Consider the following 14,483-nt stretch of genomic DNA (forward strand, 5'->3'; position numbering starts at 1 on the left):
AGGGCGTTCGCGGCCGTCATCGGCAGCAGGTGACGCACGAGGGAGCGTTCGAGGACGTCGGCGACCTCCGGGAGGGTGAACGAGCGCCCGAGCTCGCGGCTCAGGGAGGTCACTCCGGCGTCGGGGATGCCGCAGGCCACGATCGCGTCGTACGCACCCAGGTCGGGGGAGACGTTGAGGGCGATGCCGTGCATGGTCGTCGAGCGGGCCACGCGCACGCCGATGGCGCAGATCTTGCGGTCGACGTTGCTGCCGCCGTCGACCCAGACGCCGGTGCGTCCCGCCACGCGCTTCGTGGTCAGTCCGAGCTCGGCGCAGGCCTCGATGACGGCGTCCTCGAGCGCGCGGACGTAGGCGACGACGTCGACCGGCTCGGCCAGCCGCAGCAGCGGGTAGGCCACAAGCTGGCCGGGGCCGTGCCAGGTGATCCGTCCGCCGCGGTCGACGTCGACGATCGGTGTGCCGTCGACCGGGCGCTCGGAGCGGGCGGTGCGTCGGCCGGCCGTGTAGACCGGCGGGTGCTCGAGCAGGAGCACGGTGTCGGCACGTCGGCCCGCGGCGACCTCGCCGTGGATCTCACGTTGCAGGTCCCAGGCCTGGTGGTAGTCGGTCGGTGCGGTCCCGAGGTCGAGCCTGCGCAGATCCATGCCCTCGATGCTAACCACGATGCGCCCGTGGGGTGCACCGGTCCGCGCGGGCGCCCTCCGGGGCCGATCGGGCAACCCCGCGCGGAGGAGGGCGGCGGACGACGCGGGCCCCGGCACCTCCGCGGGGGAGGTGCCGGGGCCCGCGTGGCCGTGCGCCGGTCGGCGCGTCGGCTCAGAGTCCGAGGTCGCCCTCGAAGGCGCCCTCCTCGAGGCGTGCCTTCATCGTCATGAGGAACCGCGCGGCGTCGGCGCCGTCCACCAGGCGGTGGTCGTAGCTGATCGCGAGGTACATCATCGACCGGATGCCGATGGTCTCGTTGCCGTCGGCGTCGGTGACCACCACGGGGCGCTTGACGATCGTCCCGGTGCCGAGGATGCCGACCTCGGGCTGATTGATGATCGGGGTGTCGAACAGCGCACCGCCGGAGCCGGTGTTGGTGACGGTGAAGGTCGAGCCTGACAGCTCGTCCGGGGTGACCTTGTTGTCCCGCGTGCGGGCCGCGAGGTCGGCGATCTTCTTGGCGATGCCGCCGATGGTGAGGTCACCGGCGTCCTTGATGACCGGCACGAGCAGGCCGCGCGGGGTGTCGACCGCGATGCCGATGTGCTCGGCGCCGTGGTACACGACCTCCTCGTCGACGATCGAGGCGTTGAGCTTCGGGTGCGCCTTGAGCGCCTCGGTCGTGGCCTTGACGAGGAACGGCAGGTACGTGAGCTTGACGCCCTCGGTGGCCTGGAAGGAGGACTTCGCCCGGGCCCGCAGTGCGGCCACGCGCGTGAGGTCGACCTCGATGACCGTGGTCAGCTGGGCCGAGACCTGCAGCGACTCGGTCATCCGCTTGGAGATGACCTTGCGCAGGCGCGACATCTTCTCCGTCGTCCCGCGCAGCGAGGAGGCCTCGGGGATCGTCGTCGGGGCCTTGGCAGCCGGTGCCGCGGCACCGGCCGGCGCGGCGGGCGCCGCGGCGGCCTGGGTGCGGGCGGCCTCGGCGGCGGCCTCGACGTCCTGCTTGCGGATCCGACCACCGACGCCCGAGCCGGTGACCGCGTCGAGGTCGACGCCCAGGTCACGGGCCAGCTTGCGCACCAGCGGGGTCACGTAGGACGCGGCGCCCGCGGAGTCGGCGGGCGGGGCCGGCGGCGCGGCCTGCCCGGCGGGCGGTGCCGGGGGTGCGGGCTTCTCCGCGGCGGGGGCCGGCGGCGCGGGCTTCTCGGCCGGCGGTGCCGGCTTCTCGGCGGGCGGAGCGGGCTCCTCGGCGGGCGGAGCGGGCTTCTCGGCCGGGGGAGCCGGCTTCTCCTCGGGCTCGGGTGCGGCCTCCTCGGCCGGGGCGGCGGCACTGCCTCCGGCGTCGCCGCCGATGACGGCCAGCACGGTGCCGACCTCGACCGTCTCGTCCTCGTCCACACGGATCTCGGTGAGGGTGCCAGCGAACGGGGAGGGGACCTCGGTGTCGACCTTGTCGGTGGAGACCTCGAGCAGCGGCTCGTCCGCGGCGACCTCGTCGCCGACGGCCTTGAGCCACTGGGTGACGGTGCCCTCGGAGACCGACTCGCCCAGCGCGGGCATCTTCACCTCCTGGCCGCCGCCACCGCCGGTGGAGGCGGTGGCCGGGGCGGCCTCCTGCGCCGGCTCCTCGGCGGCAGGCTCGGGAGCCTCCTCGGCCGCGGGCTCCTCGGCCGGCTCCTCCTGGGCGGCAGGCTCTTCGGCGGGCTCCTCCTGGGCGGCAGGCTCTTCGGCGGGCTCCTCCTGGGCGGCAGGCTCTTCGGCGGCCGGGGCGTCGCCGCCACCGGAACCGTCACCGATGATGACCAGCTCGGTGCCGACCTCGACGGTCTCGTCCTCCTCGACCAGGATCTTCTCGATCGTCCCCGCGATGGGGGAGGGGACCTCGGTGTCGACCTTGTCGGTCGACACCTCCAGCAGCGGCTCGTCGACCTCGATGGTGTCGCCGACGGCCTTGAGCCACTGGGTGACGGTGCCCTCGGTGACGGACTCGCCGAGCGCCGGCATCTTCACGGATTCAGACATGGTGGGTGCTCTCTCCTCGGCGCGGGCTCAGTTGTGGGAATGCAGCGGCTTGCCGGCGAGCGCGAGCGCGGCCTCGCCGACGGCCTCGTTCTGGGTGGGGTGGGCGTGGACGAGCGTCGCCAGGTCCTCCGGGTAGGCCTCCCAGTTCACCACGAGCTGTCCCTCGCCGATCTGCTCCCCGATGCGGGCGCCGACGGCGTGGTAGCCGACGATCGGCCCGTCCTTCTGCCGGACGAGCTTGATGAAGCCCTGCGTCTCGAGGATCTGCGACTTGCCGTTGCCGGCCAGGTTGAAGTCGACGGTCTCGACGTTCTCCTTGCCGTAGGCCTCCTCGGCCTGCGGCTGGGTCAGACCCACCGAGGCGATCTCCGGGTCGCAGTAGGTCACGCGCGGGATGCCGGACTCGGGGACCGCGACCGGGCGCAGGCCGGCGAGCTCCTCGGCCACGAAGATGCCCTGCTGGAAGCCCCGGTGGGCCAGCTGCAGGCCGGGGACGATGTCGCCGACGGCGTAGACCCCGGGCACGTTCGTGGCGAGCCGCTCGTCGGTGAGCACGAAGCCGCGCTCCATGGCGATGCCGGCCTCCTCGTAGCCGAGGTCGGCGGTGGCGGGGCCGCGGCCGACGGCGACGAGCAGGTAGTCGGCGTCGATCGACTTCCCGTCCTCGGTGGTCACCGTGACGCCGGAGTCGGTCTGGGTGACGCCGGAGAAGCGGGCCTTGGTGTGGAAGGCGATCTTGCGCTTGCGGAAGGCGCGCTCGAGGGCCTTGGACACGGCCGGGTCCTCGTTGGGCACCAGGTTGGGCAGGCCCTCGATGATGGTGACGTCCGCCCCGAGCGACTTCCACACCGAGGCGAACTCGACGCCGATGACGCCGCCGCCGAGGACGACGACCGAGGAGGGCACGTGGTCGAGGTTGAGCGCCTGCTCGGAGGTGATGACGCGGCCGGTGACCTCCAGGCCGGGCAGCGACTTCGAGTACGAGCCCGTGGCGAGGATGACGTTGCGACCCACGAGGCGGCGTCCGTCGACCTCGACGGTGTTGGGGGCGACCAGTCGGCCCCAGCCCGGGACGTACTCGATGGTGGCCGCGGACACCAGGCCCTGCAAGCCCTTGTAGAGCTTGCCGACCACGCCCTCGCGGTAGCTGTTCATCGCGGGCATGTCGATGCCCTCGAGCGTGGCGGTGATGCCGAGCGAGGAGGCGCTGCGGATCTCGTCGGCGACCTCGGCCGCGTGCAGCAGCGCCTTGGTCGGGATGCAGCCGCGGTGCAGGCAGGTGCCGCCGAGCTTGTCGGCCTCGACGAGGGCCACGCTCAGTCCGAGCTGCGCCCCGCGCAGGGCGGCGGCGTAACCGCCGCTCCCCGCTCCGAGGATGACGATGTCGTACTCCTGGTCTGCCACGTGCCTCTCCTTGCCGCAGGCTGTGCGATCCCCGGTGCCGGGACCGCGATGTCAACAGGTCCCACCGTAGTCGTTGGGCGCGACGGATCTCGCGGTCCGGCGTCGGGCGGGTGCGTGCCCCGATGGTGTCACGGACGGACCGGTCCGCGCGCGCTGATAGCGCGGACCGGACCGGTCGGGTCTCAGGCGCCGGCGCGCCGCTCGAGGTAGGTGAGCATCGTGCGCACGCCGAAGCCGGTCCCGCCGGCGTGGGTGTACCCGTAGGGCTTCGACTCGTTGAAGCTGGGGCCGGCGATGTCGATGTGCCCCCAGGGGGTCTCGCCGACGAACTGCCGGAGGAACACGCCTGCGGTGAGCATCCCGCCGGCGCGGTCGCCGGAGTTCTTCAGGTCGGCCACCGGCGAGCGCAGCGTGTCGATGAGCTCGTCGGGCAGGGGCATCGGCCAGGCGTCCTCCCCAGCCTCCTCGGACGCGGCGACGACCTCGGCCCGCACGTCCTCGGTGCCCATGACACCGGCCGTGCGCTGACCGAGCGCGACCACCTGCGCGCCGGTGAGCGTGGCGATGTCGAGCACGGCGTCGGGGTTCGCGGCGACCGCGTCCACCAGGGCGTCGGCGAGCACGAGGCGGCCCTCGGCGTCGGTGTTGGTCACCTCGACGGTGGTGCCGTCGCGCTGGGTGAGCACGTCGGAGGGTCGCTGCGCGGTGCCGCTGGGCATGTTCTCCGCCAGCGGCAGGTAGCCGGTGACCGCCACGGGCAGCTCGAGCTCGGCCGCCGCCAGCACCGTGTGCAGGACCGCCGCCGCACCGGCCATGTCCGACTTCATCGTCTCCATCGACTTCGGCGGCTTGAGGGACAGGCCGCCGGAGTCGAAGGTGATGCCCTTGCCCACCAGGGCGTAGCGGCCCTTGGCCTTGCGGGGCTTGTACGTCAGGGTGACCAGGCGCGGCCCGCGCGTGGAGCCCTTGCCCACGCCCACCAGCCCGCCGTAGCCGCCGGCCTCGAGCGCGGCCTCGTCGAGGATCTCCACCTTCACGCGGGTCCTGCGTGCGAGCTCCTTGGCCCGCTCGGCGAAGGAGGCGGGGTAGAGCTCGCCGGGGGAGGCGTTGACCAGCTCGCGGGTGGCGTTGACGTGGGTGGCCACCACGCCGGCGCGCTGCACGGCCGCGGCGATCTCGGCGCCCTTGGGCGCAGCGAGGGTCAGCCTCGACACCGGCGCCTCGGGCTCGGTCCGGTAGGTGCCCACGAGGAACGCGCCGAGGAGCGCGCCCTCGGCGACGGCCCCGGCCGCGCGGGCGTCGGCGGCGGGCAGGGCGATCACGGCGTGCTCGACGCCGGTCAGGGCCCGGGTCGCCGCGCCGGCCGCCCGGCGCCACGACTCGGGGCCCTGCTCCTCGACCGGTCCGACGCCGGTGAGCAGCACGGATGAGGCGGCCCACTTGGCGGGGGCGGCCACGCGCGTGGCCTCGTCGGCCTTCCCCCGCACCCCCAGGGCACCGAGCTGGTCGGCCAGGGCGCCCGCCTGCTTCCCGAGGCCCTCGGCGCCCACCAGCGCCGGGCCCGAGGGCGTGCTTCCCACACCGACGACCAGCACCTCCGCCGGGATCGATGTCGCTGACCTGTGGCTGAGCTCGAGAGTCGTCATCGCCCCAGGGTAGGACGACCGCGCGGGACGTGCCGCGCCGCGCCTACGCTGCCGGGGTGCCGCTGCCTGCCCTGTACCCGACGCTCTACCGCCGCCTCATCTCCCGGGTCGACGCCGAGGACGCCCACGTCGCGGCGCTGCGCGCCATCTCCCTGGCGGGCCGCCTCGAGCCGTCGCGCCGGCTGCTGCGCGCGACGCTGGGACGACGCCCCGCGGTGCCGCTGGCGCCCGCGCCGCACGGGCCGCTGGCCCGGCAGGTGCCGGCCGTCGTCGGGCTCGCCGCCGGGATGGACAAGGACGGGCGCTCGATCCTCGGCCTCGACGCGCTCGGCTTCGGCTTCGTCGAGGTCGGCACCGTCACGGCCCGGCCGCAGCCCGGCAACCCCCGTCCGCGGGCCTGGCGCCACCCCGAGCTGCACGCCCTGCGCAACGCGATGGGCTTCAACAACGACGGGGCGGACGCCCTGGCCGGGCGGCTGCGCGAGCTGCGCTCGACCCGCCGGGGGCGCGCCGTCGTCGTCGGGGTCAACATCGGCAAGTCGAAGGTGACCCCCGTCGAGGACGCCGTGGCCGACTACGTGCACTCCGCCGGCGTGCTGGCCCGGTGGGCCGACTATCTCGTGGTCAACGTCTCCTCACCGAACACGCCGGGGTTGCGCACGCTGCAGTCCGTCGAGGCGCTGCGGCCGATCCTGTCCGCGGTGCAGGAGCGGGCCGACGACGCCGCCGCGCGGCGGGTACCGCTGCTGGTGAAGATCGCCCCCGACCTCGCCGACGCGGACGTCGACGCCGTCGCGGACCTCGTCGCGGAGCTGGAGCTGGCCGGCGTCTCGGCGACGAACACCACCATCGACCACGACCTCGGGGCCGGGGGCCTGTCCGGCGCCCCGCTCACGCAGCGGTCACGGGCGGTGGTCCGGCGCCTGCGGGCGCGGCTCGGGCCCGCGCGGCTGATCATCGGCGTCGGCGGCATCTCCTCGGTCGACGACGCCCGCGAGATGCTCGACGCCGGGGCGGACCTCGTCCAGGTCTACACCTCCTTCGTCGAGCAGGGGCCGGTGCTCCCGGGCCGGCTCGCGCGACTGGTGTGAGCGGGCACCGACCCGTCGCGGGGGTGCCCGCGTGACCGGGGTCCTGCAGGCCTTCGGCACCGTCGGCCTCATCATCGCCGCCGGGATCCTGCTCGCGCACCTGCGCATCGTCGACCTCAGCGTCCAGCGGGCGCTCGGCAAGGTCGTCTTCTGGGTCGCCGCCCCGGCGCTCGTCGTCGGCGTCGTCGCGGAGGCGGACCTGGCCGACATCCTCTCCACCCAGGCCCTGGCCCAGGTCATCGCCGTCGCGGGAGCGTCGCTGCTGGTCCTGGTCCCCGCGCGGCTGGTCTTCGGGCACGACGTCGTCGGCGCCACCGTGTCGACGTCGCTGGTGGCCTTCACCAACGCGATCAACCTCGGCCTGCCGATGGCGATCTTCGCCCTGGACGACCCCACGGCGATCGTGCCGATGGTGCTGCTGCAGTTCCTGGTCATCCAGCCGGTGATGATCATCGTCCTCGAGGGCACCCGTCAGCGATCGGGGTCGGGGCCGCTGCGCGCGGCGGCGACCACGCTGGTCAACCCCATGTTGCTGGCCAGCGTGGTGGGCCTGGTGCTCCTGACGACGGAGCGGCGACTGCCGACCGTCGTCGCGGCGCCGCTGGACATGCTCGGCGCCATGACCATCCCGGCGATCCTGCTCGGCTTCGGGATCTCGTTGCGCCTGGGCCCGCCGGTGGGCGCGGGCGGCGTGCGGCGCGAGGTCGCCTGGGTCAGCGTGGTCAAGCTCGTGGCCATGCCGGCGATCGCGGTGGCCGCGGCCTGGACGCTCGGCCTGGACCGGACGGGGATGTTCACCGCCGCCGTCGTCTCGGCCCTGCCGACCGCGCAGAACGTGTTCGTCATCGCGGGGGAGTACGGGCAGGGGGAGCAGCTGGCCCGCGACGGCGTGGTGGTCACCACCCTGGCGTCGTTCCCGGCGATCCTCGTCGTGGCCGCGCTGCTGGGCTGACCGCGGTGCCGACGAGGACCGCCGGGGGCAGGGGGATCCTCAGCCGTTGACGGCGCCGTGCATGTCCTCGAACCACGGCTCGAGGCGCCGGTAGGCGTCAAGGAAGAACTCGTACGGCTTCCGGTACCGCTCGACCTGCTCCGGGTCGGGCAGCGTGTCGGCGGACCGCTCGGACAAGGTCGTGGCCACGGACAGGTCGTCGAACACGCCCACGCCCACACCCGCGACGACCGCGGCGCCCAGGGCGTTGGCCTCGTCGACGATGTTCCGTGCGGCCACCGGGACGTTCCACACGTCCGCCATGATCCGGGCCATGACGGGTGACTTGGCGAGACCACCGATGGCATCGATGTGCTCGATCTCGAGCCCCGCGTCGCTGAACGCCTGGATCCCGGTCGCGAGGTTGAACGAGACGCCCTCGAGGACGGCGCGCATCATGTGCGCCCGGTGGTGGCTCATGTGCAGCCCGGCGAACACGCCCCGTGCGAGGGGGTTCCAGTGCGGGGATCGCTCCCCGATGAGGTAGGGCAGGAAGAAGAGGCCGCGCGTGGCGGCCTCGACCTGTGCCGCCTTGCCGAGGGCGTCCTCGTAGGTCGCTCCCGGCTCGAGGGTCTCCATGCCCCAGCTCACGGAGGCCCCGCCCGCCTGCATGGTGGCGGTCGGGACGAACGCACCGGGGACGACGTGGTTGAAAGTCATCGACCGCATCTGCGGGTCGAGGAGGGGACGCGCCGAGGCAACCGACACCCAGGAGGAGGAACCGAGGTACGCGTACGCGCCCGAGCTCTCGTCGACGATGCCGGCACCGAGGGCGGCCATCGGCCCGTCGCCGCCGCCCATGACCACGGGGGTGCCCGCGACGAGGCCGCTGGCGCTCGCTGCCTTGGCGGTGACATGTCCGACGACGTCGGTGCTCGCCACGATCTGGGGGAACAGTGCGTCGTCCAGGCCCGCGGCGTCGATGAGGTCCGACGACCAGGTCCCGGCCGACTGGTCGTAGGCGTTGGTCGAGCTCGCGTCGGACGGGTCGGTGGCCAGCTCACCGGTCAGGCGCAGGGCGACGTAGTCCTTGGCGAGGCAGAACCGGGTGGTCCGGGCGAAGTTCTCTGGCTCGTTGTTGCGCAGCCACATGAGCTTCGTCAACGAGTACGTCGGGTTGAGCCGGTGGCCGGTCACCCGGTAGCACTCCTCCATGCCGAAGGTCGAGACGAGCTGGTCGCACTCGGCGGTCGAACGGGTGTCGGCCCAGATGATGGCGGGACGGACGGGCTCGAGGTGCTGGTCGAGCGGTACCGCACCCATCATCTGTCCGGAGAAGGAGACGCCTTCGACGGACCGGGGGTCGGTACCCGTCTCCTCGAGGAGCTCGCGGGTGGCCCGGCAGACCGCCTGCCACCAGTCCTCCGGGTTCTGCTCGGCCTTCCCGTCGTCCCCCCAGTCGGCGTCGTAGGGGATGGTCCGGGCGGCGAGCATCCGTCCCTGGTGGTCCACCAGGGTGGCCTTGTTCCCGGTCGTGCCCAGGTCATGTGCGATCAGCACGGGTGATCAGCTCCGTCCTCGTTGTCGGTGATGGTCGTGCGGCGGTCGTGGGTCAGGAACGGGCGCGCAGGGCGTCGACGAGCGCGGTGCCTCGCGAGGTGCCGATGCGGGTGACGCCGTGGTCGAGGAACTCGAGCGCGGCGTCGAGGTCCCGGATCCCGCCCGCAGCCTTGATCTGGACGCTCGTGCCGGCGACGCCCTCGCGCATGAGGTCGACGTCCTCGATCGTGGCGCCACCGCTGCCGAACCCGGTCGAGGTCTTGACGAAGTCGGGCCCGACCGAGGCGGAGATCCGCGAGAGTCGACGCTTCTCGTCCTCCGTGAGGTAGCAGTTCTCGAAGATCACCTTCGACATGGCGCCGCCCGCCCGGCAGGTCTCGACGATGCGCTGCATCTCGTCCTCGACGTAGGAGTCGTTCCCCGCCTTGAGCTCGGTGAGGTTGACGACGTAGTCGATCTCGCCCGCCCCGAGGTCGATCGCGCGCCGGGTCTCGGCCACCTTGTCCTCGACGGTGGTCTGCCCGAGCGGGAAGGAGATGGCGGCGCCGACCCGCACGCCGCTGCCCTCGAGCAGTCGGGCGCAGTGGGCTACCGGGTAGGGGTTGATGGCGACCATCGCGAAGCCGTACTCGAGGGCCTCCTCGCAGAGCACGGTCAGCTGCTCCTTCGTCGTGGACGCCGCCAGGAGCGTGTGGTCGATCTGTCCGGCGAGCTCGTTCGGGGTGATCTGCATGGTTCCTCCGTCGTCGAAGTTGTACGTACAACCTAGCAGCAGCTGGGTCGACGCACGCCCCGGGACGGAGGTGAGCGCGATCGGAGAGTGAGGTCCCGGCGCCCCGGTCTACGGCCGGTCGGACGGCGGGAGCGGTTCGACGTGGCCGCCGGCCTGGGGGTTGGACACCTCGACGACGAAACGCGAACGGTCCGCCCGGTGCCAGGCCGTGAACGTGTCGATGGGGCGGTCCGACGGGTCGCGCCCCACGGACCGCAGCACCAGGACGGGGGCACCCGTGGGGATCTCGAGTCGGGCGGCGATCGGCTCGGGTGCGGGGGCGGCCTCGACGCTGCGGGAGGCGGTGGTGACCAGCAGGCCGTAGGTGTCGGCCAGCGTGTCGTACAGCGAGACCTCGGAGAGGTCGACCGCCGTGATGCCCGGGACGAGAGCCGCGGGGATCCAGGAGTCGACGACCGTCCACGGCGCGCCCTCCGACAGTCGCACCCGGGTCAGGTGCGCGCACGGGGTGCCGACGCCCACCCGCAGAGCAAGGGCGACATCCTCCGGCGCGGGTTCGACGTCGTGCCCGAGCACGAGCGAGGTCACCGTCCGGCCGCGTGCCGCGGCGTCGGCATGGAGGCCGCGCGCGGAGGAGAGCAGCCCGTCCCTCGGCGTCATGCTGGACAGGAAGGTGCCCCGTCCGCGGAACCGTTCGACGATGCCCTGGGTCTCGAGCTCGGCGAGGGCCTGGCGGGCCACCGAGCGAGCGACGTCGAAGCGCGCGACGATCTCGTTCTCCGACCACAGCCGGTCGCCCGTCCTCAGGCCCCGGACGCGGATGTCCTCCAGCAGTGCGCGCTGGACCCGCCGGTACAGGGGGCCGGCGTCGTCCTGTGCGTTCATGCCCGTCTCACCTCACCCGTCCCGGGCGCAGCCCCGGCGCGGGCTAGCGCGGCGTGACCGGCCCGCCGCCGATACGCACCTGGGGCTTGGGCTGGCGCAGGAACCGCGGGTACATCGAGCGGATGAACGCGTACCAGACGGTGCCCTTCTGGTAGCGGTCGCCGTGCTCGGCCACCAGGCGGCGCTTCATCACCTGGACGGCGATGATCGAGGTGATCACCGAGAGGATGAGCAGCCCGTACATCGTCAGCACGATGACGCCCTCGTAGCCGGGCAGGAACTGCCCCACGACGAGCATCGCGAGCATGATGACGAAGGCGCCGGGCAGGAAGATCTGGGAGGGCAGGAACCGCGAGTCGATGAAGTCGCGGGCCGCGCGGCGCACCGGCCCCTTGTCGCGGGCGGGCAGGTAACGGTCGTCGCCGGTGCGCATCGCCTCCTGCTGGAGGGCGAAGCGTCGGTTGCGCTCGGCCTTGTTGCGCTGGCGGGCAGCCTTGCGGTCGTTGACGACCAGCGGCTGCCGGTTGCGGGCCGCCGCCTCGGCCTTCGTCGGGGTGGGACGGCCCTTGCGGGGCGTCGTCCCGCCCGGCGTCCGCTCCGCGGGCGCGTCCGTCGCGACGCCGTCGGTCTCGGAGGGCGTCGTGTCGGGCGCGTCGGTGCGGCGGAATCTCACCCCAGCAGGGTAGTTCACCGCCCCGGTGGGCCCGCCGGGGACCGGAGTGGATCCGCGCACAGGTCGCCTAGCCTTGGACCGGTGAACATCGACGACCTCATCGACCGTGCCAGGCAGGACTACCCGCGGGTCCTCACCGAGCTCCAGGAGCTCGTGACGATCCCGTCCGTCTCCAACCCGGCCTTCGACCAGGCCGCGGTGGGCGTGAGCGCCGAGGCCGTGGCCGGCCTGCTGCGCGACTCCGGTCTGCAGGACGTGCGCATCGCCACCGCCACCGCCGAGGACGGCACCGTCTCGCGCCCCGCGGTCCTCGCCCACCGGCCCGGCCCGACCGGGGCCCCCACGGTCCTGCTCTACGCCCACCACGACGTCCAGCCCCCCGGCAAGGCCGAGGGCTGGTCCACCCGCGACCCCTTCGTCCCCGAGCTGCGCGGCGACCGCCTCTACGGGCGCGGCGCCGCCGACGACAAGGCGGGGATCCTCGCCCACGTCGGTGCCCTGCGGATCCTCGGCGACGACCTGCCGGTCAACGTCACCGTCTTCGTCGAGGGCGAGGAGGAGATCGGCTCGCCGACGTTCCGGGCCTTCCTCGCCCAGCACCGCGACGCGCTGCGGGCCGACGTCATCGTCGTCGCGGACTCGGCCAACTGGGCCGTCGGCACTCCCGCGCTCACCACCTCCCTGCGCGGCGTCGTCCAGGTCGAGGTCGAGGTGCGGGTCGCCCACCACGCCGTCCACTCGGGCCTGTTCGGCGGGCCCAGCCTCGACGCCGTCACCTCGCTCGCCAGGCTCGTCGCCACCCTGCACGACGAGGACGGCGAGGTTGCCGTGGCCGGACTGACCTCCGGCCCCGAGCCCGACGTCGACTACGCCGAGTCCGACCTGCGGGCCTCGGCCGGCATCCTCGACGGCGTGCGGCTGGCCGGCTCCGGATCGGTCGCCGCGCGGCTGTGGTCGAAGCCGGCGATCGCCGTCATCGGGCTGGACGCCACCTCGGTGGAGCGGTCCTCGAATACGATCATCCCCGCCGCGCGGGCGGCCCTCTCCCTGCGGGTCGCGCCCGGGCAGGATCCTGCCGAGGCCGCGCAGGCCCTCACCGACCACATGCATGCCCACGCACCGATGGGCGCCCAGGTGACGACGACCGTCGTCGAGCAGGGTCCCGGCTTCGACGGCGCAGGCCGGACCCCGGCGCTCGAGGCCGCCGAGTGGGCGCTCGCCCAGGCCTGGGGGAAGCGGCCGGTGCACCAGGGGATGGGCGGCTCGATCCCGTTCATCTCCGACCTCACGGAGGTCTTCCCGAAGGCGCAGATCCTCGTCACCGGCGTCGAGGACCCCGATTCGCGGGCGCATGCCGAGGACGAGTCGCTGCACGTGGGGGAGCACGCCCGCGCGGTCCTCGCCGAGGCCCTGCTGCTGGCCCGGCTCGGCGGGGCGCTCTGACCGTGCGCGCGCTGCTGGCCGTCGACCGCGTCGGGGCGCTGCGGGCCGCCGACGTCGCCGCCGCGCTCGCCCAGGGCTGGCAGGTCGAGCGGCCCGACGACGAGCTGACCACCCTGCCGCTGTCCGACGGCTCCCACGGCCTGCTGCACGTCCTGCCCGGCGCCCACCGCGAGGTCGTCCTCGTGCCCGGTCCGCTGGGGGAGGAGGTGCCCGCGACCCTGGCCCGCACCGGACGGACCTGGTGGATCGACGCCGAGGAGGTCCTCGGCGCCCACCTCGTGCCCGGCGAGGAGGTCCGGGCTCTCGCCGAGGGCACGAGCGCGGGGCTCGGCGCGCTGCTGGCCCGGGCGCTGACCGACGGGGCCGAGCGCATCGTCGTCGGGATGGGGGCCGGTGTCGTGCACGACGCCGGCACGGGGCTGGTCCGCGCGCTCGCCCGGGCCGGGCGGGAGCAGGACGGCGGCGCCGGGCGGCCCGGGGTCGGTGCCGCGGCCGGGCGGCAGCCGGGCCAGGACGAGCCGGGCACGGGCCTGCCCGACCTGGACCCCGCGGAGGTCGCGCGCGCGGCCGAGGTCCTCGCCGGGGTCGACCTCGTGCTCGCCCTGGCGGCGGACGAGCCGCTGACCGGGCTGCACGGCGCCGGCGCCCAGCTCGCCGAGCGCCACGGCATCGACCCGCACGCGGCCCAGGACCTCGACCGGGTCGCCGGCCGGCGGGCCGAGGCGATCCTGCGCGCCGCCCCAGCCCCTGCCCGCACGGCCCTCCCGCTGGCCGACGCCGGGATGGTCCGAGCTGCGGGCCCGGCTCTCGACCTCCCGACCCCGACGATGGGCGACGGGGACCACGCGGGCCAAGGTCTCGACACCCACACCGGCCACACCCACGCCGGCCACACCCACGGCGTCGCGCCGCGTGAGGGCGGTCCCACGAGCCGCACCGACGGCGGCGGCGCCGGCGGCGGCAGCGCGCTGGCGCTGCTGGCCCTGGGCGCGCGGGCCTTCGACGGGTCCGACGTGCTGGCCGTCGAGCTCGACCTGGACGCCGCGCTGGACGCCCTCGACGGGGTCGGCGTCGTGGTGACCAGCGCCGGTGAGGTCGGCCCGGACCAGGCCCGTCGGTCCGTCATGGCCACGGTGGGTCGGCGGGCCGCCATGCGCGCCCTGCCGGTGGTCGCGGTCGGCCGGTCGGTGACGTCCTCGCGGCGCGAGCTCGCACCCGTGGGTATCTCCGCGACGGCCGCGCTCGTCCCGGGACGCCGGCCCGAGGAGGACCCGCGGGCCGAGGACCCCGCCGCGCTGCGCACCGCGCTCGTCGACCGGGGCGCCCGGCTGGCCCGCACCTGGTCACGCCCCTGAGCGGTCCGCCTCGCGGACGTGACGGAACAACCTCTCCCGCCCGGCGCCGTCGGGGACGTACCCTGGAGAGGGAACAGCGCGGGCCG

11 protein-coding genes and 1 pseudogene are annotated in these 14,483 nt (G+C 73.9%); 4 read left to right on the plus strand and 8 right to left on the minus strand.

Features of this window, described 5'->3' with window-relative positions:
* Positions 1-74 precede the first annotated feature (74 nt).
* The 4 genes and pseudogenes from lipB to AC3D3D_RS00455 form a co-directional block, all read right to left on the minus strand.
* A pseudogene (lipB, locus tag AC3D3D_RS00440) lies at positions 75-647 on the minus strand (lipoyl(octanoyl) transferase LipB); the annotation flags it as partial.
* Between the two features lie 172 nt (positions 648-819).
* Positions 820-2,676 carry a 2-oxoglutarate dehydrogenase, E2 component, dihydrolipoamide succinyltransferase gene (gene sucB / locus AC3D3D_RS00445; RefSeq protein WP_463661549.1) on the minus strand — a complete coding sequence of 619 codons (1,857 nt, stop codon included), beginning with the start codon at positions 2,674-2,676 and terminating at the stop codon, positions 820-822.
* 27 nt (positions 2,677-2,703) lie between these two features.
* On the minus strand, positions 2,704-4,080 hold the full coding sequence (gene lpdA, locus AC3D3D_RS00450; protein ID WP_463661548.1) for a dihydrolipoyl dehydrogenase: 1,377 nt from the start codon (positions 4,078-4,080) through the stop codon (positions 2,704-2,706).
* A 182-nt stretch (positions 4,081-4,262) separates the two neighbouring features.
* Complete coding sequence (locus tag AC3D3D_RS00455; protein WP_463661547.1) at positions 4,263-5,726, minus strand: leucyl aminopeptidase; 1,464 nt, start codon at positions 5,724-5,726, stop codon at positions 4,263-4,265.
* Between the two features lie 56 nt (positions 5,727-5,782).
* Between AC3D3D_RS00455 and AC3D3D_RS00460 the strand changes: the two genes are divergently transcribed.
* Together AC3D3D_RS00460 and AC3D3D_RS00465 are read left to right on the plus strand one after the other, a co-directional pair.
* Entirely contained in the window at positions 5,783-6,817 is a 1,035-nt protein-coding gene (locus AC3D3D_RS00460; RefSeq protein ID WP_463661546.1) for a quinone-dependent dihydroorotate dehydrogenase, read from the plus strand.
* A gap of 31 nt (positions 6,818-6,848) precedes the next feature.
* On the plus strand, positions 6,849-7,769 hold the full coding sequence (locus tag AC3D3D_RS00465; protein ID WP_463661545.1) for an AEC family transporter: 921 nt from the start codon (positions 6,849-6,851) through the stop codon (positions 7,767-7,769).
* Between the two features lie 39 nt (positions 7,770-7,808).
* Here AC3D3D_RS00465 and xylB read toward each other — a convergent pair whose 3' ends face one another.
* The 4 genes from xylB to AC3D3D_RS00485 all read right to left on the minus strand — a co-directional run bounded on the left by xylB (position 7,809) and on the right by AC3D3D_RS00485 (position 11,599).
* Complete coding sequence (gene xylB, locus AC3D3D_RS00470) at positions 7,809-9,308, minus strand: xylulokinase (protein WP_463661544.1); 1,500 nt, start codon at positions 9,306-9,308, stop codon at positions 7,809-7,811.
* A 52-nt stretch (positions 9,309-9,360) separates the two neighbouring features.
* Positions 9,361-10,041: a deoxyribose-phosphate aldolase gene (gene deoC, locus AC3D3D_RS00475; protein ID WP_463661543.1), complete on the minus strand. Its 681-nt coding sequence runs from the start codon at positions 10,039-10,041 to the stop codon at positions 9,361-9,363.
* A gap of 108 nt (positions 10,042-10,149) precedes the next feature.
* Positions 10,150-10,926: a GntR family transcriptional regulator gene (locus AC3D3D_RS00480; RefSeq protein WP_463661542.1), complete on the minus strand. Its 777-nt coding sequence runs from the start codon at positions 10,924-10,926 to the stop codon at positions 10,150-10,152.
* 43 nt (positions 10,927-10,969) lie between these two features.
* Positions 10,970-11,599, minus strand: a complete 630-nt coding sequence (locus AC3D3D_RS00485) for a DUF3043 domain-containing protein (RefSeq protein ID WP_463661541.1) — start codon at positions 11,597-11,599, stop codon at positions 10,970-10,972.
* 81 nt (positions 11,600-11,680) lie between these two features.
* Between AC3D3D_RS00485 and AC3D3D_RS00490 the strand changes: the two genes are divergently transcribed.
* Positions 11,681-13,042 (plus strand): M20/M25/M40 family metallo-hydrolase, encoded by a 1,362-nt coding sequence (locus AC3D3D_RS00490; protein ID WP_463661540.1) that lies wholly within the window; start codon positions 11,681-11,683, stop codon positions 13,040-13,042.
* Positions 13,043-13,044: 2 nt separating this feature from the next.
* Positions 13,045-14,397 carry a glycerate kinase gene (locus AC3D3D_RS00495; RefSeq protein WP_463661539.1) on the plus strand — a complete coding sequence of 451 codons (1,353 nt, stop codon included), beginning with the start codon at positions 13,045-13,047 and terminating at the stop codon, positions 14,395-14,397.
* The last annotated feature ends 86 nt before the right edge of the window (positions 14,398-14,483 follow it).

It is taken from the genome of Georgenia sp. X1117 (assembly GCF_057784635.1).